Consider the following 26,460-nt stretch of genomic DNA (forward strand, 5'->3'; position numbering starts at 1 on the left):
GATATTTGCAAAACGTTATGGAGTTAGAAAGTATAAAAGAGCCGGTAGCCGCAGAAATGGCAGCCTTCGCCCAAAACCTGCAGGATTCCTTACAAAGCAAGGTGGAGTTAATGAATGTTATCACTGGATACCTGATGCGTGTTGAGGGCAAGCAGATCAGACCTTTATTTGTTTTTCTTTGCGCGGGCGTTTCGGGGGAGATCAATCCGGGAACGAACCGGGCTGCTATCCTCGTGGAACTTTTGCATACTGCCAGTCTTGTTCACGATGATGTCGTGGATGCCTCTTCTTTGCGCCGTGGGCGTTATTCTGTTAATGCCTTATGGAGGAACAAAACCGCCATAAGGGCCGGTGATTTCATATTTGCCAGGAGTATGTTATTAGCGCTTGAAAATGGCGACTTCGGAGTCTTGAAGATTTTGTCCGATACATTGATTGCTATGGCTGAAGGTGAATTGCTCCAGATGGAGAAAGCAAGGAGGCTCCTCGTTGATGAAAATGTTTATTATGAAATCATTAAAAGAAAAACGGCCTCGCTGATTGCCGCATGTTGTTCCGCCGGGGCGCTTTCCGCAGGCGCCGATCCCAAAACGGTAAAAAAGCTGCATACATTTGGCGAACTGGCGGGAATAGCTTTTCAGATACGGGATGACATTTTCGATTATAGTGATGATCAAACCGGCAAACCGCCTGCTATGGATGTCAAAGAAAAAAAGATCACGCTTCCCTTATTATTTGCATTGCAGCACTGTACGAAACGAGAAAGGAAGCGGTGGCTGCAATTATTAAAAAACCATCATGATAACCCCCGGAAAATAGCGGAGATCATTAACTTTGTTAAAGTTTCGGGCGGTTTGGACTACGCGGCGGCAAAGATGCAGGAATATGCAGATAAAGCGTTATTGATTCTAAATCACTTCCCGCAAGGACCTATGCTTACGAGCCTTGAAGCTTTAATACGTTTTACCACTTCCAGAAAAAAATGATACCAAGAAATGCGATCAGCATATTTGAAGGATTGCCCCAGGAACTACAAGCCGACATCCTTAAGCTGCTTAGACCATCAAGTTTAAAAAAAGATGACGTATTCATCCGGGAGGGAATGATGAGCGATAAGATCGGCTTTATCACCAGCGGCGTTATTTATGGTTATCTTTTAAAGGGCGGCGAAGAAAAGACGATTCACATCAGTTCGCTTTACAATAGTGTGGCTGCCTACGATTGCCTTTTGTTAAATCAACCCAGCCGCCTGACTTATAAAGCACTTGTCGATACCGAGATGATGGTCACCAGTTTTAGCGCCATGCAGGAATTATTTAAAGCCAATGAACTTGCCGACCAGACCTCTAAAGAATTTATGCGGCTGCAGCTGGCAGATGCTTATGACCGGACCACCTCATTTATCATTTATACTCCCTTCGAGCGCTACCGGCAAATGCAAAATGAGTATCCGGAACTTATCAATATTATACCCCAAAAAGTGCTCGCTTCCTATTTAGGCATTACGCCGGTATCATTAAGCAGGATCAGGAAAAGAAAGTGAATTAATTAACTTATGTTATTTGAAAGGTGCCTGAAGCTTAGGATTTTTGCTTCATGAACCAGCAGATATTTACTTTTTCCCTGTATATCTTTTTAAAGTATACAGTAATAGCCGGAATTCCGTTCCTTGTTTTTTACCATCTGATCAAAGGGCGCTTTTCGTCGCGTAAAATCCAGCAAGATTTTCCAACCAACAAGGATTACCGCAGGGAAATTGGGTACTCGATACTCTCATCGGCAATTTTGGCTGCAACCGGAATCATCGCATTGGCAAGTCCCATAACAAAGTTTACACAAGTGTATCACAATGTGAGCGAGCATTCCCTGGGCTACGGCATCATAAGCCTTGTGCTAATGGTCATGATCCATGACACTTATTTTTACTGGATGCATCGGGCCATACATCACCCGGCTATTTTCAAACGAGTGCACTTAATCCATCATAAATCGACCAACCCTTCACCATGGGCGGCCCAGTCATGGCATCCGCTGGAGGCTATCTTAGAAGCAGGGGTGATCTGGTTGTTCGTTTTCCTTTTTCCCGTACACCCTTTGTTAGTTTCCCTTTACCTGCTCTTTTCACTTGCGCACAACGTAAACGGCCATTTGGGATATTTTATCATCCCGGAAGGCAAAGTAGACCATTGGATGTTTAGCTGGCTAAATGGCTCGGCCCGGCACAATGCGCACCATCATTATTTTAAGGGTAATTATGGGTTATATTTTACATTTTGGGACCGTTTGATGGGAACGCAACGAACATGCTAACCTAATAAATATAAAATTAATGCACCTTTAAAAAAGACAAGCGGTGTTATTTTCATGAGTTGACACGACGCTTTTTTTAATAGTTCGTGCGGCATGATGTCCTCTTGTATCAGATCATGGCCAATTTTTATTTTGCATTTATGTGATATATCAATTATATTTACATCAATAAAATTGATACGATGGCAAACCCCGAGCAAACGGTCTTTTATAGTATAGAAAAAGCAATTAAATCTTACCGGCAATTCGCTCAAAAGAACCTCCATGGCAGCGGATTTGATATCACCATAGACCAGGGTTTGATCTTAAATATCATAAAGGATAATCCTGGTATCACCCAGCAGCAGATCGCGGTCAAGGCTTTTAAGGACCATGCTTCGGTTACCCGTATCATTGAAAACCTTGTAGGCAGGAAGATCTTGCACCGGGACTTCCATGCAGATGACAGGCGGCGATTTAATTTAAGCATAACTGATTCGGGATTAACCATAATCCGGCAAATGAAGCCGGTTGTTGATGCAAACAGGGAAAAAGCAATAGCGGGTATTTCATCCGGGGAAATCGACATACTGAAAAATTTACTCCAAAGGATAACGGACAATTGCTTTTAAAAATAACAAACGATGACAAATTACCGGTTCTCCATATCTGTTTTACTCACAAGTCTCTTAACGATTATCTCAATAGCCAGCGCTTACGGCCAGGCCAGCGGTAGCATAACGGACGAAAACCGCTATGAAAACTACCTTAAATTCTATACACTTGTCCGGGGCGCTAATGTTCGTCCTCATTGGTATCCAGACGGAAACCATTTCTGGTTTGCGGGAGGCACAGCCGATAGCACAGTTATTTATGAGGTTGATCCTCAGCGTAACACTAAAACTGAATTGTTTAATACCAGGCGGTTACGTGCGGCGCTCAAACAGGTGCTGGGACATGCCCCCCCGAATAAAGGAATCCCGTTTATTGATTTTGATGTTGTCAACGGAACCGATACGGTGCAGTTCAGGGTAGAAAGCAAAGCGTTCCGGTTAAATCTTAAAGACTATACTATAACCCCGGTTAAGGCATCACCGGAGGCGGTTATAAGGGAATCGCAATTGTTTTCCCCAGACAGACAGCAATTTATTTTCGTCCGGGATAATAACTTGTGGTTTGGCAGTACAGCCAAACCAGAAACAGCACCATTAACGGATGACGGCATAAAAGATCATAGCTGGAATACTCCGGGCTCAGCCTGGTCGCCGGATGGTGCTATGTTATTTGTCAAAAAATCAGATGACCGGAAAGTGCATCATCTGCCTGTCATCAACTATTCAAAGCCGGCCGAAGAGGTGGAATGGAATATTTATGCGAAAACCGGCGGGGCGCTGGAGATCACTGAACTTTTTGTCGTTGACGTGAAAACCAAACGCCAGGTAAAAATAGATGCAGGTAAAGATACGGCACAATATATTTTCCCGTTGGGGTGGCGGCCGGATAATTCAGAAGTGCTCTTTATGCGCATGACACGTCAGGGTAATAAGCTGGAGTTGCTGGCTGCTGATCCCCATACCGGGAAAAGCAGGGTTATTGTCACTGAACAGCAAAAGACCTTTGCCTGCGGCCTGGATTTCATTACGGAAAAATGGAAAAGGCAATTCACCTTACTCCGGGGCGGGAATACGTTTATATGGCTATCTGAAAGAGACGGCTGGAAACAACTCTACCTCTATGATATGGGTGGAAAGCTGATCCGGCGTTTAACTACAGGGACTTTCCCGGTTACCGGAGTAATAAAGGCGGATGAAAAAGCGGGCTGGATTTATTTCACCGCCAATGCCGAAACCGATCTTTATGCCACCAATCTTTACCGTGTCAGTTTTGACGGTAAACAATTCAAAAAACTGACAGCAGCAAGCGGTTCGCATGATATACAGCTTTCCCCATCTGGCAAGTATTTCCTGGATACCCATTCCAGCCCAAATCGTCCCCCATCAGTTGAGCTGCGCAGCGCAGACGGACGGCTGCTCCAGGTGCTGAGAAAGGCTGATACCAGCCAGCTAAACCGTATCGGCTTTCATGCGCCGGAAAGTTTTATTGTCAAAGCGGATGACGGCAGCACCGACCTGTATGGTATCCTTTATAAACCATTTGACTTTGACCCGAACAAAAAGTACCCGGTGATCGAGTTTATTTACGGCGGCCCCTTTATGACCATTGTACCTCATGGTTTCATGCCGGGCACTTCCCTGGCTATACAGGCGCAGGCCATGGCGCAATTGGGTTATATCACTTTTTTAGTTGACGGACGGGGAACAACCGAACGCAGCAAGGCTTTCCAGGACGCCGTGTATGGGAACATCGGCAAATACGAGATACCCGATCATGTCGCTGCTCTTAAGCAACTGGCAGCCAAACGCTCCTTTATGGACCTGACCAGGGTCGGCATCTACGGACACTCCTGGGGAGGCTATTTTGCGCTTCGTGCGATGTTAACCGCCCCTGATGTATACCAGGTGGGCATCGCATCGGCGCCAGGGGATTTAACCGAAGGAGCCGAGATCAACGAACCATACATTGGACTGCCACAGGATAACCAGGCGGGCTATAAATTCGGTACAAATACCAATCTTGCGGGAAACCTCAAAGGTAAACTGCTTTTTATTCATGGCACGAGCGATACGAACGCGCCGCTTTCAACAACCATAAGAATGGTTGATGCGCTGATCAAGGCAGGGAAGCTTTATGATCTGTTATTATTACCCGGGCAGACCCATTTTTTTGAAGGGGTGAGCGAAAACTATGCAAACGATGCGATACGGCGTTATTTTGATAAAAATCTAAAATAGGTGAAATGAAGTTTGGCTGATATTCTTCAAGGCATCGCAGGCAGTATGAAGTATCGCCTGGTTTACGGTTAGTTATGAATCTATAAGACAATGCACGAAATTGTCCGTAGAAAATAACATCATTACATCTCTAAAACTCCATGTGTAGCGTCTAAAGCTATAAAAAGGGGTGCACCATGAAGGTCTTCGTCACTTTTGGCAATAAATCACCTAACTGTGTTGAATCACAGCAGGTTTATCCTGCAAATACACAAAACCGGACGTAATAAATAGTTTGGATGCCTGTTTTCATCATAAGTGACGAAGAACCGTCAACTCGTGAAACTCACAACCGGGGAGTTTTTTTTAAAGATAATTTGTAACCTCCTCCGGTCTCAGGTGTACTCATCTCAAAACAAGATCCATGTACAAAATCTCACTCTTGCTATTAGCCCTCGCGTTTACCAGGACCGTTCTTGCACAAAGCAGTGCCGGAAGGATATCCGGCAGCATCTTGGATGAGAACAAACAGCCTTTGCCCGCTGCTACCGTGCTATTGCTAAAAGCCGGTGACTCTACCCTGGTGAAAAGCACCTTGAGTAATTTGGGGGGTAACTTTACTTTTGAGCAGTTAACGGCAGGGCGGTACATCCTTTCGGTTTCCATGATAGGTTATGCGAAACAACTTACCCCTCCGTTGATAATTACCGCCGCAGGCACGCCTTTAGCAGTTCCTGCCATTTCGCTGGCACCGGTCGTTAATGCGTTAAAAACCGTCACCGTCACCGCCCAAAAACCCTTAATAGAAATACAGGCCGATAAGTTAATCATGAACGTGCAAAGCAGCATTACGGCAACAGGCAACACCGTTTTTGAGCTTCTGCAAAAAGCGCCGGGCGTATCTGTTGATCAAAGTGACAATATTATGCTGAATGGCAGATCAGGTATTATGATCTATATGGACGGTAAGCAGACGTATCTATCACCAGGCGATCTTATAAACCTTTTGAAAAATATGCGAAGTGACCAGATATCCAAACTGGAGATTATTTCCAACCCGTCTGCAAAATATGATGCGGCGGGCAGGGCCATACTCAACATTGTAACGATAAAAAACAAAAATTTTGGTACCAATGGCAGCATCAGTGCAGGTACCGGGGTCATGTTTGGCCCTACCGTCGCCGCGACGGAAACGAACGGGGTATTGGGTTATAAAAGTCTGGGCCTGTCGCCCCGTTATAATACGGCGCTTAGCTTAAATAACCGCGAAGGAAAAGTAAATGTATTTGGGAGCCTTAATTACAGTAATACCCAAAGTTCAAATAATGCGACAAGTGCCCGTACAGTGACTAATACCTTATATGATGAATACACCTACCGGTTCAACATGATCCATAATATCAACTATAAAGCAGGCGCAGACTACTTTGTAAATAAAAACACGACAATCGGCATTTTGATCAGCGGCAACGATGGGCATTTTGAAAATCCTTCGCCATCGATGATCAATGATTACGTGAAAACCACCGGCGGAGTTTTACAAAGCAGCCTCAGAACAACTTCAGAGGTAGAGTACGCCTGGGCAAATACGACTTTTAATGCGAACTTTAAACATACATTTGACACCACGGGCCGGGAATTGACCGTAGATGTGGATCATTCTATTTATAATAATCGCGGCCAGGAACATGGTTTGAATACCCATTTCTTTGATGCGAACGGCCAGGAAAATGCCGCGCCGCTACTGATCACCAATGATATCCCGAATATTTATAACATTACCGCCGCTAAACTGGATTATGCCCTGCCGATGAAAAACAAATCGAAACTGGAGATCGGCGCAAAAAGCAGCTGGGTGAACTCGGACAACGACTTTCGGTACTACAAAAACGGGGCAATGGACGCAGGAAGGACCAATCACTTTATTTATACGGAAAATATAAATGCGCTATATGGTACCTTTAGTAAAGAATTCAGTCCGCGATGGAGCCTGCAGGCCGGTTTGCGAATGGAATATACCAATGCTGACGGGAACTCCGTAACACTGGATCAAAACACAAACCACCAATATGTTAACCTTTTCCCAAGCTTTTTCTTAAAACAAGTGATCGATAAAAATAACGAAATTTCGTATTCCTACAGCCGCCGGATCGACCGCCCTGCTTACAGCAGGCTGAATCCCTACATTAATTTTGCCGACCCTTATAGCTATGAGATCGGTAATGAAAACCTGCAACCCCAGTTTACTAATTCATTTGGCGTCAATTACACGTTCAGGCATTCCATTATCCTGTCTTTAGGCTATAGCAGTACCACCAACCTGATGGCACAGGTTTTTAAAAATGCCACCGACGACCCCGCTACTTATGCCAGGGTCGTAGCCTCTACTGTTGGAACCAATGTTGACCCGTCGAAGATCACTTATGTAACTACCGAAAACTTTGCTACGCAGGATATTCTTAACCTTGGTGTTACTTTTCCAATTAACTTTACTAACTGGTGGACAGCGAACAATAATTTTGCGGTCCAATATGTGAAATACCAGGGAAAGGTATCCAACTCCTCACTGGATTATAGTGTGGTGCCTTATAATTTTTATTCCAGCCAGGTGTTTAAATTATCTAACAAAGTCAGCCTGGAAGCTTCCATCAACTATAACTCGAAAAATAGGTATACCCAGATCAGGGTAAAAGAACAATACCAGGTAAATTTGGGGATCAGGAAATCGCTTTGGGACAGTAAAGCAAATTTGAGCTTAACCGTAAATGATATTTTTGCGACCAATGCTTTTTATGGTGTAGTTAACACGACGGGTATCCATAATACTTCGGCCAACAGACCGTCCAACCGCGTAGCCAGTATCAATTTCAGTTATAAATTTGGAAATACAAATGTGAAATCTGCCCGGTCTCATTCGACCGCTGCCGCAGACGAACGCAACAGGGCAAACTAAATGGACGCACTAATCGAAAATAGCCTGATGCTGCAAGTGAAGAACGGCGATCTCCGTAAAATGAGTTTGCTGTACCAGCGGTACCGCCAGCCGTTATTTGCTTACCTTTTTCACCAAACCGGAAAAAGGAACGAAAGTGAAGACTTGGTGCAGACGGTATTTTACCTGATGCTGAAGAACAGGCATACGTTTTCAGCCGATGGTGCTTTTCGGGCCTGGATGTACCAGATCGCCCGGAATACGCTGATCAACTCGATAAAGAAAAACAATCGAATAGTGTACCAGGCTGAGTTTGAAACGCAGCCGCTGGAACATGAACTGGAGCATAACTATGACCACCAGGAGGCGAGGGCCCAGTTAAACCAGGCGATAGCCCGCCTGCCGGATGACCAGCGGGAGGTATTGATATTAAGTAAATACCAGGAACTATCTTATAAGGAAATTGCTACGGTACTCAAAACAACTGAAGGAAATGTGAAAGTTAAAGTGTTCAGGGCCATACAGGTGTTGAAAAAACTACATAAAAAATAAGGAATGACATGGAAGAGATAGATATAGAAATAAAAATCCTGGATTACCTGCAAGGCCGCCTTTCTGGAACGGAAAGAAAGGAAGTTGAACACTTGCAGCAGATCTCACCGGCTTTTGCTGCCAAATTCAGCGAGGTGAAACAAGTTTGGGAAGGCTTGGACCTGCGGGAAGTTCCCGATATCAGCGCGGAACCGACCACTGGTTTTGAGGCCATGCTCAAAACATTTGAGCTGGAACAGGAACATCGTAAAACGCATACCGTTTGGAGGCAATTAGCTGCCCTGTTTGTTTACCGGCCGAAGTATAATTGGGCTTATTCGGTACTGCTGATCAGTATGGGTGCTTTGGGCGCATGGTTATACTTAAAGCCTGCGGACACTCCTGTTCCAAATGACCCACAGCAAACCAGTGTCCTGGCGATGCTCAAAAACGCTGATGCTAACGGCCGGCTGAAGGCCGTCAATTACACGCAGCGATTACGCCAGGTTAATAGCAAAGTGATTGACGCCTTATTCCTGACGCTAAATACCGACCCCAACGAAAATGTCCGGTTGGTTACCCTGGACGCGCTCGTTCAACTGGCGGATGATCCCAAAGTTCGGGCGGGGCTGGTCAACGCTATTATCAAACAGGACTCGGAATTGGTGCAGGCCGCCCTTGCCGACGCGATGTTGCAATTACAGGAAAAAAAATCCGTGAAGTCTTTTAAGAAACTACTTGAAGAACGGAAAAGCCCCATCATTCAAAAAAAGCTGGAGCAGACCGTCCAGCAATTGGAAACCATATAAAAAGATAAAACCATGAAAAGAAATGTTAGCTTGTTAATCATAGCCATAGTGGCATTGCTAAACATTCAAACTGTAAAAAGCCAGAATAAAGAACTGTCCGTAAAATTAACGGACCCGGCAAAAGCGGGGAAATTAAGTATAGAATTGTTTGTTGGTTCAATCAAAATTGTGGCTTACGCCGGGAAAGACGTCATCGTCAGCGGTGACGGGCCGTACCTTCCCGGTAAGGCGGGACAAAATCCGGTCAGGGATTCCACCAAAAAGCTATCCGATTTTATTTCGCAGGATAACAACCTCGTCAGGATCAAGGTAGAAAAGTTCGACATCATGAACCTGGTGATTAAAGTCCCGCGTAATTTTTCGCTCGTTTTGAAAACACAAGCCCAAGGCAATATCGACGTGGAAAATGTAAACGGCGACCAGGAGATTTCGGTAGTCAGCGGAAATATTACACTGTTCAATATCGGTGGCTCAGTATCGGTCAACAACACCACGGGTACCATTAAAGTGGATATGAATGCCGTTAATATGAATGCTCATTTGGTATTAAGCAGCGTCATGGGTACGATCACATTAAAGCTGCCTTCCGACCAAAAAGCCAATGTAAAATTGCAATCGGATTTTGCAGCCATCCATTCAGATTTTGATATTGATGAAGGATCAGCAGATCAAAAGCCAAAAAGCATCATCCACCGCACCATCGGTAAGATCAACGGCGGCGGAACCGAGATATATGTAAAATCGGTCGGTGGCGATATTTATTTAAAGAAAAAGAAGTGAAAGTAAGCAACCCATTTAGAAGTTCGTCGTTTAGTGAAGTCGAAGTACTTGCTTAAGCCGGACTTCAACCGCTATGGCTTAGTCCCGATTTCCACGAATAACATGCTATCCTCCCTTGTAGTGGATTAGATCTGCAAGCTGACTCTTGCGGATCAGGAAAAGGCTAAAAGTCGTGTAACGATTTCATTTAAGTTCTGGTCTTATAGTTATGAAACTGATACCAATCCTTGTATTAAACTTATTCACGCTGTTACTAGTGAACTTTGCTGATGCACAAACCGCGGGCGGTAAAATTTCGGGATCGGTTGTAGACGATGCTAAAAAACCGCTTGATGGGGCAACCGTAATTTTGCTTATCGCCAAGGATTCGACAGTGATAAGTAGCCAGTTGTCTAACCCGGATGGCAGCTTCACCTTTCAAAACTTACCAGATAATACTTACCTCATCAAGGCGACCTATATTGGCTATAAAAATTACTGTAGCGGCGATGTGGTTGTCAGCCAGCAAAAACCGGTTAATTTACCGGCATTTATTTTATCATCATCAGGAAAAACGTTGAATGAAGTGTCTGTAACCGCTCAAAGATCATATATCCAGCAAAAAATTGATCGTACTGTCGTTAATGTAGGCGCGCTGATATCCAATACCGGCGCTAATGCTCTGGAAGTACTGGAAAAGACGCCCGGTGTGCAGGTAGATGCTGATGGCAATATTACCTTTAAGGGAAAAAGCGGCGTATTGGTGATGATTGACGATAAACCTACTTATCTTTCGGCCGCAAACCTGGCCACTTACCTGCGTTCTTTACCATCTTCGTCATTAGATCAGATAGAGCTGATGGATAACCCGCCGGCCAGGTATGACGCTGCGGGAAATGCGGGCGTGATCAATATCAGAACAAAAAAGAGTACCGTCAGGGGATTTCACGCCGTGGTGTCTGCAGATTACGCGCAGGGTTTTTATGGCCGTGGCGATGCGAGCATCAACCTCAATTACCGTGTAAACAAAGTTAACCTCTTTGCAAACCTGGCTTACAATAAACAACACACTTTCAGGAGGCTTGAAATTGACCGGGATTATTTAGACGTGAACGGAGATCTAACCTCGTCGCTAAAGGATATTTCTTATTTCAGGCCGGCAGGAAATAATACCAACATCAAGGCAGGAATGGATTATTTTGTATCGTCTAAAACAACCTGGGGAGTGGTATTTACCGGCAACATATCGCGTGATCATGATAGCAGCCCGGTATATAGCTTGCTATATAATAAAAACGGTGGGTTGGATTCGACTATTAATACCCTCAATACTTCCAAAAACAAGTTTAACAGCGGAGGCATAAACCTGAACTACACCCATAAGTTTGATAGTACCGGCAGGGCGCTAACCTTTGACCTGGATTATATCCGCAACGTATCCGGCAGTAATCAGTTGTTTGTAAACAATACTTTTTTGCCCGACGGTTCTTTAACTAATTCGCGGACCCTCCGTGACAATTTGCCGGGTACCATCAACATTTACTCCGCCAAGGCTGATTATTCCCATCCGCTCAAAGGCAAGGCAAAGCTGGAGGCCGGAGTTAAGAGCAGCTATGTCAATACGGATAACGCAGCTAATTACTTTAACGTCGTCAATAATGTAAGCACCGTTGATGATAACAATACCAACCGGTTTTTATATAAGGAGAATATCAATGCGGCCTATCTTAATTTCAACAAAAACTTCGGCCGGCTCTCCTTACAAACAGGCTTGCGGTTAGAAAACACTAATGGCAACGGGCACCAGCTGGGTAATGCCCAAAAGGCCGATTCAACATTTATTAATCATTATACCAATCTGTTTCCAACGGCTTATTTTTCTTACAAACTGGATACAGCGGGTCATCATTTACTGGTGGTTTCTTACAGCCGCCGGATAGGCAGGGCGAATTATGGAAGTTTAAATCCTTTTACCTTTTTTGTGGATGAGTTTACCTATTTTTCCGGCAACCCCTTCCTGAAACCGCAGTTTACCGATAATTATAAACTGGCCTATAGTTTCAAAAGCTTGTTAACTGTGGCGGTTGCCTATAATTATACCATCGATGTTCAGGGTGAAACCATTCACAAAAGTGGTAACGTATTCATCAGCACCCAGGGTAACATTGGGCAACAGAAAACGTTGAACTTTTCCGTCAATTCCAATTTCCAGCCTGCCAAATGGTGGTCAGTTAATCTGTATGCCGAGGTCTATAATAATACTTACCAGGGGGTATTTTACACCGGTTACCTTAATCAGTCCCAATATACATTTGGGTTCAATGGTAACAATCAGTTCAATTTATCAAATGGCTGGAGCGCCGAATTAAGCGGCTTTTATAATACCGGCGGCACTTACGGCCAGTTTATTACGCTGCCTAAAGGCATGCTAAATGCAGCTATTCAGAAAAAAATACTTAACAATAAGGGTTCAATCAAGTTAAATATGCGGGATATCCTGCGCACCGGCAGCACAAACGGCACTATTACCAATGTTGTTGGCGCAAGCGCCACCTTCCACAACTTCGACGATACGCGGATAGCTACCCTGGCATTTACCTATAGCTTCGGTAAGTCAAGCAATGTGCCGTCGAAACGTAATACCGGAGGTGCCGATAGTGAACAGGGCAGAGCGCATTAAATTATAGCTTGGTTGTTTTTGTTCTAAAATTAATACGTACAATTGAGTGTTGTTCATTGCAACAGATCAGGGACGGAAGGCATCTTCAATAAATACCCCGATTTTTTTAGTAGCCTCATCACAGGTGCCGATCAAAAGCTCCTGAGTATCTCGTTCAATAAAAAAGGCTGCCCCTTTGGAACAGCCTTGATTGACTCTTGATTAATGACTGGTGTTTTTCCGGCTTTGGCCCTGCTTTTTCTGTTGTGTGTTTTTCTGCGTTTGCTTGTTATCCTGTTGCTGCTCTTGCTTTTGCTCCTTTCGCTGGTCTTGTTTCATCAGCAATTCTCGTTTAACTACATTCTTATTGGCATCGTAAATATCCAATGTCCGTTCCGCAGGGTTGGCAGACAGGTAATATTTAACCTTTTGCCCGTCCTGTTCTACGGTGATTTGCTGTGCGTTGCCCTTCTTCAGGGAGCGGATCAGTTCATTTTTTTCATAATCATTTTTAAGTTCAACGGGATATTTATTGATCTCCCTTTCGAGGTTATAGGGGAACATCCGGTACATTTTATAATTGCCATACTGGTTTTTGTTCTCAAAGTCTAGTTTGAGCCAGCGGGTTTGAGCAGTTCCCTCGTCGTTGTACAGTTTTTTTTCGATGGAACGCCCATCCATTAGATTATACGCTTCCTTAGCCGTTACACCATAATTCTTTTTAATGCCGAAACTTTGTTTGATCTCCTGTTCCTGTCCTTCTTTTTTTAAGGTAGCATCTATGCTGTTAAAGAAATACAGGTCGCTTTTATCCGACTTTTTAAGGTTCAGGGTATAGCTCATTATATCACCATTGTAATCGTTGCGGTGGTGTAACTGGATGTCTGTCTGCTTCCGCTCCATTGCCATTTCCAGGTCTTTGTTCAGTTTGTCGCCAAATCCCAGGTTTAAAAAACCGTTTTGCAGGTATTCCACATTAGGCGTGGCGGTTTGATTGGTAGTACTCATAAGAAAAGAATTAAAAGGTTAATGAATTTGATTATTGCGCAGTAATACCGCATCGCCATTTTTCAGGTGGACTTTGATGCGCTTTATTTTCTTGCTGAAAAGCGATTTGGCAGCAGTTATACCACCGGCGGCAGCCTGGGTGGCCAGTGATTGATCCATGCTCAGAAACTGCATACTTTGTATCGCATTATCCGCGCCACTGCCAGCCGCTTCGCCCAATTCAGCTTCGGGAGCAGGCACACCGGGCATACCATCCATTGCATAGATCGTCAGGTTGACCGGGATGATAGCTTCTCCCAATCGGATATTTTTGATGTCTACTAATAGCCGCTGGTTGGTGATATTGGCCGTACCGTAAATAGGTGTTCCTTTGGGAATGACCTGGTCTTTGATGGTGATGCTATCGTTTAAACGCAGTTTGACCGCGCCGCCCTGCCTGACTTTCTGGTTTCCATCAATTACAGCAGGGATCGCTTTAAAGGGATTCTCTGCCCTTGCTGCCGGTTTAATCTCTGTTTTGGTGAGTTCAGGATGCTGTATGGCCTGTATCTGTTCCAGCATTTTGCTCAATTGCTGCATTTGAGGGTCGATTTCCTGGTTGGTATTCAGGGATTTCATCAGCGTTTCCAGTTTATTCACCTGGTCTGTAAAATCTTTGTCAGGTTGGGGTTTATTATTAGCAGGCGTTACCACAGGTAAGACAGGAGGTGTTTGCGGCTGATTGATCTGTTTGTTGATGTCGGCCAGCTTTTGATTGATCTTCACTACGTTAGGGTCAGTGTAAGCCGAAGTAAGCGGTAGATTTTTAGTGTTTGATAACGGTATAACTCCCGGTTTATCCTTGTTAAAGCCAAGCTGCTGTAACATCGGGTTATTGTTACTGGATTGCTGCTTGACGGAATCCTGTTTGGCCTGGTTATAAAAACTCAGCTTGTCTTTGGGTTTTTCGTGTTTGTCGAAAGCCGCACCGGGCAACCGTGTATTCAGGCCCTGGCTGATATTGGCCTGTTTATCTGCTAAACTGCTTTTGCCGCCGCCCAAAGCATAAAAGGCAAGGGCCAAAAACGGTAATAGGATCAACGGAAGCACCAACAGGAGTTTTCGTTGCCTTTGGTATTGAATAGAATGTTGCTTGTTCATAATTATAAGTGATTAAATGATTTAATAATAAAATAAAGGCAAATGGCGCCGAATAACAGCGTGAACAGCAGCAAGGCAACGATTTTTGAAGCCCTGTTCCAATGCTGTGTTTTGCGGTTCAGGTAAGCAGCGATCCGGGTTTGCCGCCCTATAATGCTATCGGCTATCCTTATGGCCAATGCCTCTGCTTTGGGGTTAATTGCCGCAGCTTTTTTTCTTTTAAAAAAGTTCATGGCTTCGTGTTTTGGGTATTAAGATCCTTGTTCTCTAAGGTTTCCCACCGTTCAATGAGGAAGCCATGCGGGTTATTGTCCGAGCGGCTGACGTTGCGCAGGTAACCTTGCGTAATTAAGCTGCGGTTAACGGTGGAGCTGGTACGGATTAGTTTCTCTGTTCCGTAACATTTGAAGTAAAAGGGATATTGGTTCATATCCAGTTGTACACTGTCTATGCTCACCTGCTGGCTGATATTGCCGGCGATCAGGTTGGCGTAAAAACCCGATTCCCGGAGGTTATCATATTGTGTTTTGGCACTGCCATCGGCCAGGTACAGGGCTTTGGTAATGGTGGCCTGCACCTGTTTATCATCCGGGTCAAGGTTAAAAAAGTCCTCGTGGAAGATCCTGATATGATCGCGGGCCTCGACCGGGATATTCTGCTTCCGGTCTGCGGCAAAGGCTTCCAAAGCCTTACCGTTTGCCAGGATATAAATGTGATTCTTAAAGTCCGTAGAACTTTGGTAGCTTTTATAGATGGCATAGCCTGATATGCCAGAACAAGCCAGGATCAGCAGGTAACTGAAGCGTTTAATATGCTGAAATGCTGTGTCGATATTTTTGAGTTGGGTGAACATGGTTATGTCGTTTTTGCGTTACCGGATAATTTGTCTTTCTGATAAGTGCTGCGATCTTTAAAATACCCTTCGTTGAGTGAATTGGCAGCCATGCTTTGGCTTACATTTTCTCGTTGGTTCCCGAATGCATCAGCAGCCATGCCGCCGGACATCGCATTACTCACTGATCTGGAAGAACTGGCGACCAAGCTATTTACTTTATGCACCAGCGTATTGCCGCCACCCGCATGAACGATATAATTGGCGGTGCTTGGTACAGTGAAATAACCGACAATGCCAATGACCAGGAAAATGAGGTAACAAACATCGCTGCTGCTAAAGAAAGTATCGCCTGTGTTTTGTATCTGTGCAATATCGAGGGTAAGCATGTTTTGCTGTACCTTGCCGATGATGCTGCCGAAGATATTGGCGACGGGCAGCCAAAGAAATACGTTGATATACCGCGCCATCCATACGGTGAGCGTATGCTGGAAACCGTCAAAGACCGCGATGCCGAATACCAAAGGGCCCAATATGGCCAATACGATCAATTGAAAGGTGCGAATGGTATTGATACATAAGGCCGCCGCTTCGTAAAGTACCTGTAACACTTCGGACATCCATTCTTTAATGCTGTTGCGGAAATTATAGCTGGCCTTCGCCATCGCGAATTTGACATCATTGCCGATACTGCCGAACATACCCTCATTTGTACCGTTCGGATCATCAGGGTACGTGTATTTATACCACGCATCACGATTCCCCTCGCCATCGGCGCCAACAAACATCTGCCAAGTGGCGGTTTGCTGTTCTGCTTTTTCCTTTTGTTGTAGCAGTGTTGCGATAGCTTGATTGCTATCTTGCACCATATTGTTCGTGGTGCTGACCACCGGCTGCAATACGCCGTTCATAACTGCAATTACTGTTGGAAACAGCATAATCGCCATACCCAAAGCAAACGGCCGGAGCAAAGGATAGAAGTCGATGGGTTCGGCGGCGGCGATCTGCCGCCAAACACGGGAGGCGATATACCATAAGGCGGCAAAGCCTGCAATGCCCTGCGCGGTGCCGATCAATTGTGAACAGAGTGGCAGCATCTGGCTGTACACCTGTTCTAAGGTGGCTTGTAGGCCGGAAATATTATCCATATCAATATAATTTTTGGAGGGTGGATAGATTATTTAATTCATGTTGCCGCTGGATATTCAGGATAGCGGCCTGCCGGTTGAAATGCCGGAGAAAGGTTAATTTATCATCGGTGTCGTTATGGATATGATCGATCGCTTTGAGCCGCTCGTCGTCGCTCATCCTTAATTTACCCGCGGCCAGTATATCCGTTAACTGGCTCAAATTCTGCAAGCTTTGCTGTAATAGCGTCGTATAAACGTTGCCCAGGTAGGCGATCTCACCGGTGCTGAAGCTGCCGCTTTGTTTGAACTGGCTGTATGCCCTGGTATATTCGGTTACGATATAGCCCTGTTCTAAAACAATATCAGCTACCCGGCCATATTTGGCGATCTCGGGATTTACCGCTAACAGGCCGTTCAGGAAAACCGTATGCACATTCAGGTTTCCGCTGGCGATCTGCTTTACTTCGTTATAGCCGCCATTGATGATATCATACCCGGTTTTCATATCGGTCAGGATGCCTTTCAATTGGGTGAGTTTTTCAATATCTAAAATGAGTTGTACCAGGTCGGCGCTTTGCGCTTTGGCTCCCGCTGTAAACAACAGCAAGAGCATCATCATCTTAATTCGTTTCATAAATACTTTTTAAGGTTTGTGTTTCGTAGATACTTTGTCGTCTTTGGGCGGCCAACAACTTCACTGAATTGCAGAAGCTTCGCGTAAACTGGTATTTATCCAGCATTGCGGCATGGATTTTAGCCAGGCGTTTGAGCCGCTCGTCATCGGTCATTTGCAGCGTACCACTTTGCAGGAGGTTTTGCAGATCAGTCAGGTCGGCATTACAGGCTCCGAGCAAATTGGTTTTTACCGCACTTAGATAGCTTTGTTCGTCCGCGGTCAGGCCGCTGAAGGACTGGCTAAAGCTGCCGGTTATTTCCGTTTGCCAGGTTAAAATATCCTGTACCTGTGTGCTGCTTTTGACCGCTGAACAGGGTTGCTTCAGGGATTGATAATAAGCGGTGTGTGCATTTAGTTCTGCGGTGTTAATATCACGGATACCGTTCAACCCATTTTTAACCACATTATAGCCTTGTTTTAATTCCGATTCAAATGCCTGGTAAGCGGCGATCTGTTGCAGGTAATATTGTTTCTGCTTACCGGCCTGCCCGAACAGGTCGCCAAAGCTGAAGCTTTGCGCATTGGCCCCCGCTGCCAACAGCAGCAGGATAGCTGTCATTCTAATGGATGCCATACAGATTTTTAAGGCTATAAACATCCTGCGCGTTGTGCGCCCTGCCGATACTTAGCAGGATGTTTTGGTTATTAAATTGCTTGAGGTCATTGTAGTTTCCGTCGATCTTTCGGGCAATACGGTCGATCAGTTCGATGCGTTGACCGTCACTCATTTGGGTTTTGAAGGAATTGATCACGACCATCAGCTGGTCCAAATTCTTTACGCTTTCCGCTAAGATTCCGGTATAGACTGCCTGGATATGCTGCAATTCCCCGATGGTAAAATGTTCATCCTGTTGGGTCAGCGACCACGCGCTTTGATATTCCCTGACCAAAGCTGCCTGCCGTTCGGCGATATGCTTCACTTGTTCGTAGCCAGTAATCAGGGTCTTGACTTCGTAGAGTTCATTATAATATTTGCTGAACAGGTCGGTTTGCTGCTGGCTGACACCTGCGATCTGCGATAGCTTCAATTGATTCAACTGTGTTTCCACAACTTTCTGCGCATTTTGGAGCCAAATCGTTTGGTTCTGCGCTCGTTGCACGCTTAGGTCTATGGCCCGGATGATTTTACCGACGGTTTGGTTCAATACCTCGGTGATCACAAATTGCGCATGGACTTTTTGTTCGGGCAGGGTAATCAGTATGACGACCATACTGACGGGTAAGACGATTTTATAGAATTTCATAAGCATAAGATTAAAGTTTGCGGTATTCGCTGTTTTCGATCAGCAGCTTGTCTTGATCCGGCTGGAATAGCAGCAATATTCCGTTTTGCGAGATCTGCAAGGTTTGCTTCCCGTCATCCCAAATCCCTGTTAGGGATTTTACTTGATATTCCGGTGGTTGCAGTTTGCCGTCTTTTATGCGTCGGAAACCGGTCCTCCGGGTAATATGATAGCTGTTGAGGTTTTGCTCATCCTGCGTAATGAGCAAGGTATCATTCGCCGCGCTGTACGTGCTTTGCGCGTGGTTGACATAGGTGCCGGGTATAAAATTGGTAACCCGGTGACTGGAATTGGTGCAGGCTGACCATAAACTGATCGGCAGGAGCATGATTCTGATTAATGTTCTCATAATTTATTGGTGTTTAATTGGTTGACTAATGCGACGATGCCTTTTTCCATACTGCCATATTTGGCGGCATATTCCTGTACTTTGACCCGTTCTTTCCCCTCGGTGGTGTAGGCGTAGTATTCCTCGGGGCATAATTGGTTCTTATAGACTTTGAGGATCTGGCCGCCGATGTCGATCAGGATCTCTCTTTCATCTTTATTGACGGAGAGCAGGATGGTTTTGCCTTTTTCGGATAAGCCGAGCGTATCCTGCAACTTGTCGAACTTGTGCAGGAACTTTTTCATATCCATCAGGATCTTGATGTCGGCGTTATTGATAATAGCATCTTTGATGATGGGGGAACTCACCAGGTCGTCGAGTTCCTGCGTGATCACAATGGGCACCCCGTTAAACTTACGGATGGTTTTAAAGGCGTATTTCAGAAATTCGGCCATGCCGGATTTGGCAATCGCCTTCCATGCCTCGTCGATACAAAGCACCTTACGGATACCCTTCAGCTTGCGCATTTTCGAGAGGAAAAGTTCCATCACGATCAGGGTTACGACCGGAAATAAAGTCGGATGGTCAGCAATTTGGTCCAGTTCTATGACTACAAAGCGCTGATTTAATAAGTCCAGGTTCTCCGTAGCATTCAGCAGGTAGTCAAATTCGCCGCCTTTATAATAGGGCCGCAAAACATAGAGGAAGTTATCCACGTCAAAATCACGGTCTTTGACCCGGTGTGTTTTGAGTACTTCCGTATAATGTGTTTCCAAATACTCGTAAAAGGTATTGAAGCAGGGAAAGAGCGAAGTATCGTTATTAAGAAACTGGTAATAACCTTGCAGAGCATTGGAGAGCGCTACATATTCGCTGCGGTTAAAGTTTTCGTTTTCCTGTTTCCAGAGGGCGACCAGTAAGGCCTTCAAACTCTCTTTTTTCTCCGTATCGAGGATTTGACCATCCGGCAGGTAAAAGGGATTAAAACGGATGGGATTATGTTCTGAGTAGGTAAAATAATAACCGCCAACCGTTTCACACAGGCCCAGGTAACTGCCGCCAATATCCACGATCACGCAATGGGCACCCTGGTCATACAGGGTGCGCAGGATGTGGTTAACCGTCATGCTTTTGCCACCTCCTGAAGTGCCGCAAACCAGCATCCCCATATTCGAGGTAATACCTTTTTTGCGCGGCGCGTCAAACAGATCAACATAAACGGGTTTAGCGGATAACCGGTCACAGAAGCGGATACCGCTTTCGGGCGGGTCGCTTTTGTAGTTTGTTTCGAGGTTCAGGAAACAGGCCGCCTGCTCCAAAAAAGTATCGAACGTATCGTTTAGCGGGAAATCAGCGGCGTTACCGGGAATGCCGCTCCACCAGATTTGGGCGGCACCATCGCTTTCCTGCTTGGCAGTCGCGCCGATCTGCGCCATTGCAGAACCGACCAGATTCCGCAAGTCCTGTATTTTGCCGGGATCATCCGTCCAGGCCGTCACATTAAAATGCGCCTTAACGGGTAAGCGTCCCTGGCTGATGGCTTCGTTTAAAAAATCGTTGGTGGCATCTTTGGCAATGGCGTTTTCCCGGCTGTAAGCGGAAAGGGATTGCAGTCGCCGTTTTTTGGCCTCCAGAAGTTTCAGCGTTTTTTGTGCGTCCTCGATAAAAATAAACTGGTTATAATCGTGGTCACAATCCAGTAGTAAATTTAGTCTGGCTGCAAAACCGATGGGGAAACGGGTCTGGTCGGTACTGTATTTATCGTAGTCGATCCGGCTGCCACAGAGCGCGGGCAGATCTTCGGCATCACTCAGGGTAAACAAGGCACCATACTGTTCACCAATTTGCAGCCGGTCTTTTAAATGTACATCTTTAATAACAGGTAGTTCATCAGCGCCTAAACCAAAACAATACTGTTCCAATATGCCCGCTTTTGCATTGGTTCCGGCCAGTTCATCATCATTCAACCTGCGCAATTTGACAAAACCGCTGTCCGACAGGATACGCTCAAATTGGCCCGTCTTTTCCAGAAATTCAGTAAAAAGCCTGGGATCATTGGTCTGTTTGGGCACGATGCTTTTGCGCATCAGCCCGGAATAGGCACTACTGGCAGCCCGGCGGTCTTCCGCTTTCTTGGTAATCAGGATATAGCAGCGGTGATCCAAGTAGGGGCGACCCTTAAAATAACGGGCTGCCGCTGCCGATAGGAAGCTGGCGTTAGCCGTGGCTTCCTGATAATGATTCCGCATAAAAATATCCTTTTTATGCAGGATGCTGTGTTTGGGCAATACCCGGATGGCCCTGATCCAGCTTTGGTGATAGGTTTCATAATCGGCGCCGGATAAGGTAAATATATCCGGCAAAGTTGCTTCGTAAACGATGGTAATGTCACCCAACGCCGAAAGCAGCGCATCATGTTCGACTTTGTAAATAGGAAATATTTTATCTATGGCGATCATAAACCCTCCTTTTTTTGAATGAATAACTTTCTTGATTTGAAGTAGAGGTAGGTAGGCAGGCTGCGTTTCGCGCGCTTTTTCATCAGGCCGTACTGCCCGTATTTGTGACTGAGCCGGAAAATGCAGATCACCAGCGCGGTGCCTGACCCTAAGATCAGGGCCAGGCAGAGATAGGTGTTAACACCTGCGATGTACAGGACGGCAAACAGGATCAACAGAGCCACCAGGCCACCGGCTAAATAGCCAATGTATTGCGCGCGGAGTCCTCTAAATTCTATGGATTTGTTAATCCCTTTATTTATATTATAAATTGAACTCATATCGTGGTTAATTAACCCCGTGGGTGCAATGCCCACAGGGAATAAAGTTTAATTAATAAGCGTATGGTATCGCTCGATGGTAGCTATGGTATCATGAATCGCACCGCCATGACTGAATAAGGCGACCCTCTCCAGTTTAAATCCACGGCCCTGACCCATCACAATAGAATGGTAGCCAAAAGTGATCACCTTACCGCCTGGTGCTAAACAATGCCTGATTTCGTCTTTCAATTGTCGGAAAGGGTTACAGACCATGCCATTGTACAGTTGCATACTTTTGCGGTAAGCATAAGGCGGATCAAGCAGGATAGTACGGAACGAAACACCTTTCCAGTTACGCAGGAAATCCAACGCATCTTCCCGGTAGTCGGCAATGGCGCTTGGATCAAGGTCATTTCTGATTTCATCTACTCCGAGTTTGGTTCGGCCTGCAAACAGGTTTAGTACCCTGCCTTCGCAATGACGTTCCACCCAATCACGGATCAGCCCGACCGAAAATGTGTAGCGGTGCAAGGGGCAGCGGATATGTTCAAAGCTGATCATGTTACAATCCGAAAAATGATTTGATGACCGTAGCGACTACCACCAAAAAGATACAGGAGCCAAACCAGCTTGCCGCTACCTTGCCGGTATCGGGTTCGCCAGCATTCCATTTTTGATAAACTTTAATTGCGCCGACAATGCCGACTACCGCGCCGATGGCATACATCAAGGTACAGCCGGTGTCAAAGTAGCCTTTGACCATTGTGGTTGCCTGGGATATGCCTTGATTCCCATCCTGGGCCAGCGCATACGCTGCGTTAACCAACATTTGGTAAGCGATCAGCGTAACGGATAGCAGCCACCATTTGGCGGCCAATTGTTTTTTATGAGGAATGAATTGGTTTTTCATTGTTTTAATTTGTTATTCTTCGGTGAATAGGGGGTTAATAAATTCCTGTTCGAGTTCAGCCAGCGCCAGTTCAAAGGGCAAGCCGGCAGCATCTTCAATAATGCTTGTTGCAATGGATTCAGCATAGGTAGCAGTTGCCACAACGGGGTGTTTGCTGATCAGGAGCCGGAGCAGCATCAGGAAATTTTCTTTGGTATCGCCTGCTTCTTTGGTGATGCGCAGCAATACTTTCAGTTCCTGCATAAAGTCCGCGACTTCGCCCAAAAGCTGGCTTTTGGTATCAGGCAGGTCAATTTCGTCCGGTTCAGCTTCGGCAAAGTTCAGCTCATCGGCATCCACCAGGTTCATTTCTGAATCATCGAATTGCGCGGCCCCGAATATGCCCTGATCCGGTTTTTGTGCGGCCGTGCCCGGAGTGGCAACCGCAGGCAGATTTTTCCGGCTACTTAGCAGGGCGATAGCCTCCTGCCGGTAATACTTAAATAAAACGATGAGATAATAGAGCAGTCCGGCGCTGAATGCGGCGATCCCGAACTGCTTCCAGGTGATTGCATGAAGCATAAAATTTGGATTTAGGACTTTGCACCATTGCGAAGCCGGGACAAAACTGGTGGGTAAAAAATCCGGGAATATCCGACGGCCTCCGATGTCGCAGGCCGATTTTTTATTCCAGCTTTTTATTCATCCGCTCCAAAACCCTTTTTTTCATTTCATCGAGATAGATCGTCTTACCGGCTCTTTCGCAGATATAATTCCAGTTGTCTGATATGCTGCCGATGTCCACATGAAAAATTCTTTGCATATAAGCCGTGATCCGGGCAATAGAGGTCTTGCCGTGGTTGATGGCTTTGGTTTCCTTCCAGCCATAAATATTTTCTGAAAGGGCCGTATTGGTCTGTGTCCAGACCATCATTTCTTCTTCGATAAAAGTATAGAGATCGGTTTCCTCCCGGCTGTTCAGCCGGAGAATGGCTTTTTCCAGGTAAGCCAGCAGCAGTTCATGGGCAATAATATGCGCCAGTTTGTTATCATGGCTTGTGCAGAATACCGTATCGGCATCCACGACATTTTCATCGGGGTCAAGATGTACATTAAATACGCCCGGCAGATAGTATTGCTCGTCCAGGTAATTATCCTCTGAACGCACGTAGCGGTAAAAGTCCGTATGATCTTCAAAATAATGGGTGAGTACTTTTACTTCATCAAGGTAATACAAGCTAAGGTCTTCTTTTGCCCCGATGGTCCTCCGGCCTTCAATACGGAGTAATGCCTGGTGAAAGATGAGCAGGGCCTTGAACTTGGGTTTGACTTCCTTAAAGAAGCGTATCTTATCTTCCTTGCTGTTGGGTTCGTGTTCCTTATAAAAGTCCCGGAGCCGGGTAAAGAACTTAATACAGACCAGTACCGATTGTTCCAGTCTTTTGAGCAGTCGTTTTTCTTCTAATTTGAGCGCACCAAGCGCGCTGTTCAGGTCTTCATAAAGCCGTTCGCTAAATTTTAAAATCATAGGTCAACATTTAATAGATGCCGCTATGCCTGCCATATCCAAACAGCAGTTTCAACAAAGCAGCGGATGTGTAGTCCTGTTACATAGGCTTTAACTATTGGTTATTAATTCAAAACAAGGAGTTAATCGGCTATTCATCAAGTGGGACTGGCGTGGGAGTTGGTGAAGCGGGATTTGAAAGCGGCAAAAATCAGGTTGATTTTGCTATATTTGGGCGTAAAAATATTATAGCGAACGGCTATTTTACTTGTTTAAGAAAACCGCGAATTTTTAAAAGCACAAGGGAAAATAGGCTGATCGCCTGCGCTACAGCGCGGGTGCGGCTTATCTTGTGCTTTAGGTGCTTCGCGGTACCTCTTAAACGGATATGTCCGTTTCCCGCGCTGTATCGTTTTTAAAGGCGCTGTATCGGGATCGCAGGCCGCAATTTACAACGCATGAGTACGCATTTCGCCGAGCCGGTGTTAAACACACCTATAAATAATCTTGAAATTTCTGAGGAATTTAAAATCAAAACCGGGCAGTTGGGTTTTCACACCCTTGCAAGCCTGCTGGAGTATCAGCCCAGTGACCTGCTTAAACTGCCCGGATTTGGCTACCGTTTGTTAACGGAATACATTGATTTTATAGAGGCGGCGCATTTAGGCAAATACATTAAGCCATAAAAGGCTTTAAGTCGTCCAGCATTTTTTGCAATACCTCCGCGATAGGCTGAATGGTTGTAAGCATCGCAAATACCAATTCATAAACAGGACTGATTACCTTATAGTCTTTGGAATATAATTTGGATGTAATGCTGCCTACAGATAGTTCGTCCCTGTTTTTGGTGGAGGAATTATAGGCAATCTTAATACTGAAACTATCCAGGTTATCTTCAATAAATACTTTATGATCATATTGGAGCTTTTTCCAGAAAGCCAGTTGTTCCAAAGTCATATCGTAAATATATTTATATGGGTTAACTGGTACTTTTTTACCGATACTGGCGAATATCCCCAGGTCATAAACACTTCTGAAATCGGTTTCCTCATCGATCCATTTGATTAAGTCTTTGATAATGGATTGTTTCTTTTGGTAAAATGCCTCAGCGGAAAGCATGGGGTATTGTTTAATGATCTTCTTTGACATACTCAATACCAATAACTGCTCTCTCGGGTCCTCAAACTGGTCGGTACTTTCCCTGATGACCTTGCAGCAATAAGCCATGAAGCGGGAGTGATTAAAATCCAGTCGGATCAGGCACTCATGAATGAGATGTACTGCGGATGGATAAGGTTCGTATTTTGCAAAGTCAATATTGTCCAGTTCATGCAGGTATTGCTTCAGCCAAACATAATGAAACCACGAAAGTTTAAGTTTTAAGGAAGTAAACTCCACAAATGGCAGCCCTGCAATTTCCAACAATTCAGGTGTTGCACCAATACTTGACAAACGTCCCCTTAATTGTTTCCATTCTATTTCCAGGCATTTACCTTGTATGATCCGGAAAGCTTTGGGTAATGCTAAATCACGATCGATTAAAGCAGGCACCGCTTTTTTCACAGCACCTAAAAGATCAAGGATGGCAGCTATGCTATAATGAGTGGTATCCTGTTTGGTTATATCGAATATTTTATCACTTAATTCAACCAATTTCTGCATGTGCACCGTAAAGTAAGTTTGCAAAAGGGTCTGATTTCCCTGTAATAACAGGTTGTGGATGATCGCTTTTTTGGTACGCCAGACTTCTTCCCGGAATAAATAATGCTGTTCATTTAAGGCAGGTAAGGCGGGATCGGTAGTCCATGTATGGACAAGTTCTTCCAGTTTTTCTAATTCATATTTCATAAGATAAGTAGATTTTAGTGCGTGTAGATTTATAGCATAGGCATTCATTTTAAATTAAAAAACGCCCGCCGCTCCATCGACGGGCGCTTAATCATTAATTAACTATAACTGTTTCTCATAATTTTAAAATGAAAAAACTAAAGAACGGGAAGGGTTTATTTTTTATATTATTTGCGGTTGTCGTTTTTAAAATCTTTGATCAACCAAATAACGGTAAGGATGATAAATAAGACGATCACGCTAAGTAC

The 26,460-nt window shown here is 45.1% G+C and carries 27 protein-coding genes; 11 read left to right on the forward strand and 16 right to left on the reverse strand.

The features are described from left to right. Positions 1 to 17 precede the first annotated feature (17 nt). The 10 genes from WC743_RS09880 to WC743_RS09925 all read left to right on the forward strand — a co-directional run bounded on the left by WC743_RS09880 (position 18) and on the right by WC743_RS09925 (position 12,831). Complete coding sequence (locus WC743_RS09880; protein ID WP_373011792.1) at positions 18 to 986, forward strand: polyprenyl synthetase family protein; 969 nt, start codon at positions 18 to 20, stop codon at positions 984 to 986. Next, complete coding sequence (locus tag WC743_RS09885) at positions 983 to 1,543, forward strand: Crp/Fnr family transcriptional regulator (protein WP_373011793.1); 561 nt, start codon at positions 983 to 985, stop codon at positions 1,541 to 1,543. Before WC743_RS09880 ends, WC743_RS09885 begins: the two co-directional genes overlap by 4 nt. A gap of 53 nt (positions 1,544 to 1,596) precedes the next feature. Beyond that, positions 1,597 to 2,310 carry a sterol desaturase family protein gene (locus WC743_RS09890; RefSeq protein ID WP_373011794.1) on the forward strand — a complete coding sequence of 238 codons (714 nt, stop codon included), beginning with the start codon at positions 1,597 to 1,599 and terminating at the stop codon, positions 2,308 to 2,310. A 182-nt stretch (positions 2,311 to 2,492) separates the two neighbouring features. Next, positions 2,493 to 2,921 carry a MarR family winged helix-turn-helix transcriptional regulator gene (locus tag WC743_RS09895; protein WP_373011795.1) on the forward strand — a complete coding sequence of 143 codons (429 nt, stop codon included), beginning with the start codon at positions 2,493 to 2,495 and terminating at the stop codon, positions 2,919 to 2,921. 12 nt (positions 2,922 to 2,933) lie between these two features. Beyond that, the gene (locus tag WC743_RS09900; RefSeq protein WP_373011797.1) at positions 2,934 to 5,141 is read left to right on the forward strand and encodes a DPP IV N-terminal domain-containing protein; all 2,208 of its coding nucleotides are present in this window, start codon (positions 2,934 to 2,936) and stop codon (positions 5,139 to 5,141) included. Between the two features lie 403 nt (positions 5,142 to 5,544). Continuing rightward, positions 5,545 to 8,073 (forward strand): TonB-dependent receptor domain-containing protein, encoded by a 2,529-nt coding sequence (locus WC743_RS09905; RefSeq protein ID WP_373011798.1) that lies wholly within the window; start codon positions 5,545 to 5,547, stop codon positions 8,071 to 8,073. After that, complete coding sequence (locus tag WC743_RS09910) at positions 8,074 to 8,604, forward strand: RNA polymerase sigma factor (protein ID WP_373011799.1); 531 nt, start codon at positions 8,074 to 8,076, stop codon at positions 8,602 to 8,604. An 8-nt stretch (positions 8,605 to 8,612) separates the two neighbouring features. Beyond that, positions 8,613 to 9,392: a HEAT repeat domain-containing protein gene (locus WC743_RS09915; RefSeq protein WP_373011800.1), complete on the forward strand. Its 780-nt coding sequence runs from the start codon at positions 8,613 to 8,615 to the stop codon at positions 9,390 to 9,392. Positions 9,393 to 9,404: 12 nt separating this feature from the next. Next, a complete protein-coding gene (locus tag WC743_RS09920) occupies positions 9,405 to 10,172 on the forward strand; it encodes a DUF4097 family beta strand repeat-containing protein (RefSeq protein ID WP_373011801.1) in 768 nt (255 codons plus the stop codon). Between the two features lie 208 nt (positions 10,173 to 10,380). Beyond that, on the forward strand, positions 10,381 to 12,831 hold the full coding sequence (locus tag WC743_RS09925; RefSeq protein ID WP_373011802.1) for an outer membrane beta-barrel protein: 2,451 nt from the start codon (positions 10,381 to 10,383) through the stop codon (positions 12,829 to 12,831). A gap of 201 nt (positions 12,832 to 13,032) precedes the next feature. On the opposite strand, the gene WC743_RS09930 is transcribed toward WC743_RS09925, so the two are convergent. From WC743_RS09930 to WC743_RS10000, 15 genes are all read right to left on the reverse strand, one after another. Next, complete coding sequence (locus WC743_RS09930) at positions 13,033 to 13,818, reverse strand: hypothetical protein (RefSeq protein WP_373011803.1); 786 nt, start codon at positions 13,816 to 13,818, stop codon at positions 13,033 to 13,035. 18 nt (positions 13,819 to 13,836) lie between these two features. Further along, on the reverse strand, positions 13,837 to 14,958 hold the full coding sequence (locus tag WC743_RS09935) for a conjugative transposon protein TraM (RefSeq protein WP_373011804.1): 1,122 nt from the start codon (positions 14,956 to 14,958) through the stop codon (positions 13,837 to 13,839). Between the two features lie 2 nt (positions 14,959 to 14,960). After that, on the reverse strand, positions 14,961 to 15,191 hold the full coding sequence (locus WC743_RS09940; protein WP_373011805.1) for a hypothetical protein: 231 nt from the start codon (positions 15,189 to 15,191) through the stop codon (positions 14,961 to 14,963). Further along, positions 15,188 to 15,811, reverse strand: a complete 624-nt coding sequence (gene traK, locus WC743_RS09945) for a conjugative transposon protein TraK (protein WP_373011806.1) — start codon at positions 15,809 to 15,811, stop codon at positions 15,188 to 15,190. Before traK ends, WC743_RS09940 begins: the two co-directional genes overlap by 4 nt. A gap of 2 nt (positions 15,812 to 15,813) precedes the next feature. Then, positions 15,814 to 16,938 (reverse strand): conjugative transposon protein TraJ, encoded by a 1,125-nt coding sequence (gene traJ, locus WC743_RS09950; protein WP_373011807.1) that lies wholly within the window; start codon positions 16,936 to 16,938, stop codon positions 15,814 to 15,816. 1 nt (position 16,939) lies between these two features. Then, positions 16,940 to 17,554, reverse strand: a complete 615-nt coding sequence (locus WC743_RS09955) for a TerB family tellurite resistance protein (protein ID WP_373011810.1) — start codon at positions 17,552 to 17,554, stop codon at positions 16,940 to 16,942. Further along, positions 17,541 to 18,170 carry a hypothetical protein gene (locus WC743_RS09960; RefSeq protein ID WP_373011811.1) on the reverse strand — a complete coding sequence of 210 codons (630 nt, stop codon included), beginning with the start codon at positions 18,168 to 18,170 and terminating at the stop codon, positions 17,541 to 17,543. Before WC743_RS09960 ends, WC743_RS09955 begins: the two co-directional genes overlap by 14 nt. Further along, positions 18,157 to 18,840, reverse strand: coding sequence for a conjugal transfer protein TraI (locus tag WC743_RS09965; protein ID WP_373011812.1), 684 nt, complete (start codon positions 18,838 to 18,840; stop codon positions 18,157 to 18,159). The genes WC743_RS09960 and WC743_RS09965 overlap by 14 nt, the downstream gene beginning before the upstream one ends. A 10-nt stretch (positions 18,841 to 18,850) precedes the next feature. Further along, positions 18,851 to 19,228, reverse strand: a complete 378-nt coding sequence (locus WC743_RS09970) for a hypothetical protein (protein WP_373011813.1) — start codon at positions 19,226 to 19,228, stop codon at positions 18,851 to 18,853. Continuing rightward, complete coding sequence (locus tag WC743_RS09975; RefSeq protein ID WP_373011814.1) at positions 19,225 to 21,666, reverse strand: TraG family conjugative transposon ATPase; 2,442 nt, start codon at positions 21,664 to 21,666, stop codon at positions 19,225 to 19,227. The genes WC743_RS09970 and WC743_RS09975 overlap by 4 nt, the downstream gene beginning before the upstream one ends. Continuing rightward, a complete protein-coding gene (locus WC743_RS09980; protein ID WP_373011815.1) occupies positions 21,663 to 21,986 on the reverse strand; it encodes a DUF4133 domain-containing protein in 324 nt (107 codons plus the stop codon). Before WC743_RS09980 ends, WC743_RS09975 begins: the two co-directional genes overlap by 4 nt. Positions 21,987 to 22,034: 48 nt before the next feature. Beyond that, entirely contained in the window at positions 22,035 to 22,529 is a 495-nt protein-coding gene (locus tag WC743_RS09985) for a hypothetical protein (RefSeq protein WP_373011816.1), read from the reverse strand. 1 nt (position 22,530) lies between these two features. Next, positions 22,531 to 22,878 (reverse strand): DUF4134 domain-containing protein, encoded by a 348-nt coding sequence (locus WC743_RS09990; protein WP_373011817.1) that lies wholly within the window; start codon positions 22,876 to 22,878, stop codon positions 22,531 to 22,533. Positions 22,879 to 22,890: 12 nt separating this feature from the next. Next, positions 22,891 to 23,439: a hypothetical protein gene (locus WC743_RS09995; protein ID WP_373011818.1), complete on the reverse strand. Its 549-nt coding sequence runs from the start codon at positions 23,437 to 23,439 to the stop codon at positions 22,891 to 22,893. Positions 23,440 to 23,542: 103 nt separating this feature from the next. Next, complete coding sequence (locus tag WC743_RS10000; RefSeq protein ID WP_373011819.1) at positions 23,543 to 24,385, reverse strand: RteC domain-containing protein; 843 nt, start codon at positions 24,383 to 24,385, stop codon at positions 23,543 to 23,545. A 437-nt stretch (positions 24,386 to 24,822) separates the two neighbouring features. On the opposite strand from WC743_RS10000, the gene WC743_RS10005 reads away from it, so the two are divergent. Then, the gene (locus WC743_RS10005) at positions 24,823 to 25,050 is read left to right on the forward strand and encodes a hypothetical protein (protein WP_373011820.1); all 228 of its coding nucleotides are present in this window, start codon (positions 24,823 to 24,825) and stop codon (positions 25,048 to 25,050) included. Here WC743_RS10005 and WC743_RS10010 read toward each other — a convergent pair. Next, complete coding sequence (locus WC743_RS10010; RefSeq protein ID WP_373011821.1) at positions 25,040 to 26,212, reverse strand: hypothetical protein; 1,173 nt, start codon at positions 26,210 to 26,212, stop codon at positions 25,040 to 25,042. The two genes, WC743_RS10005 and WC743_RS10010, sit on opposite strands and share 11 nt — an antisense overlap. Positions 26,213 to 26,460: the final 248 nt, after the last annotated feature.

Source organism: Mucilaginibacter sp. (genome assembly GCF_041660805.1).
Taxonomy (GTDB): Bacteria; Bacteroidota; Bacteroidia; order Sphingobacteriales; family Sphingobacteriaceae; genus Mucilaginibacter.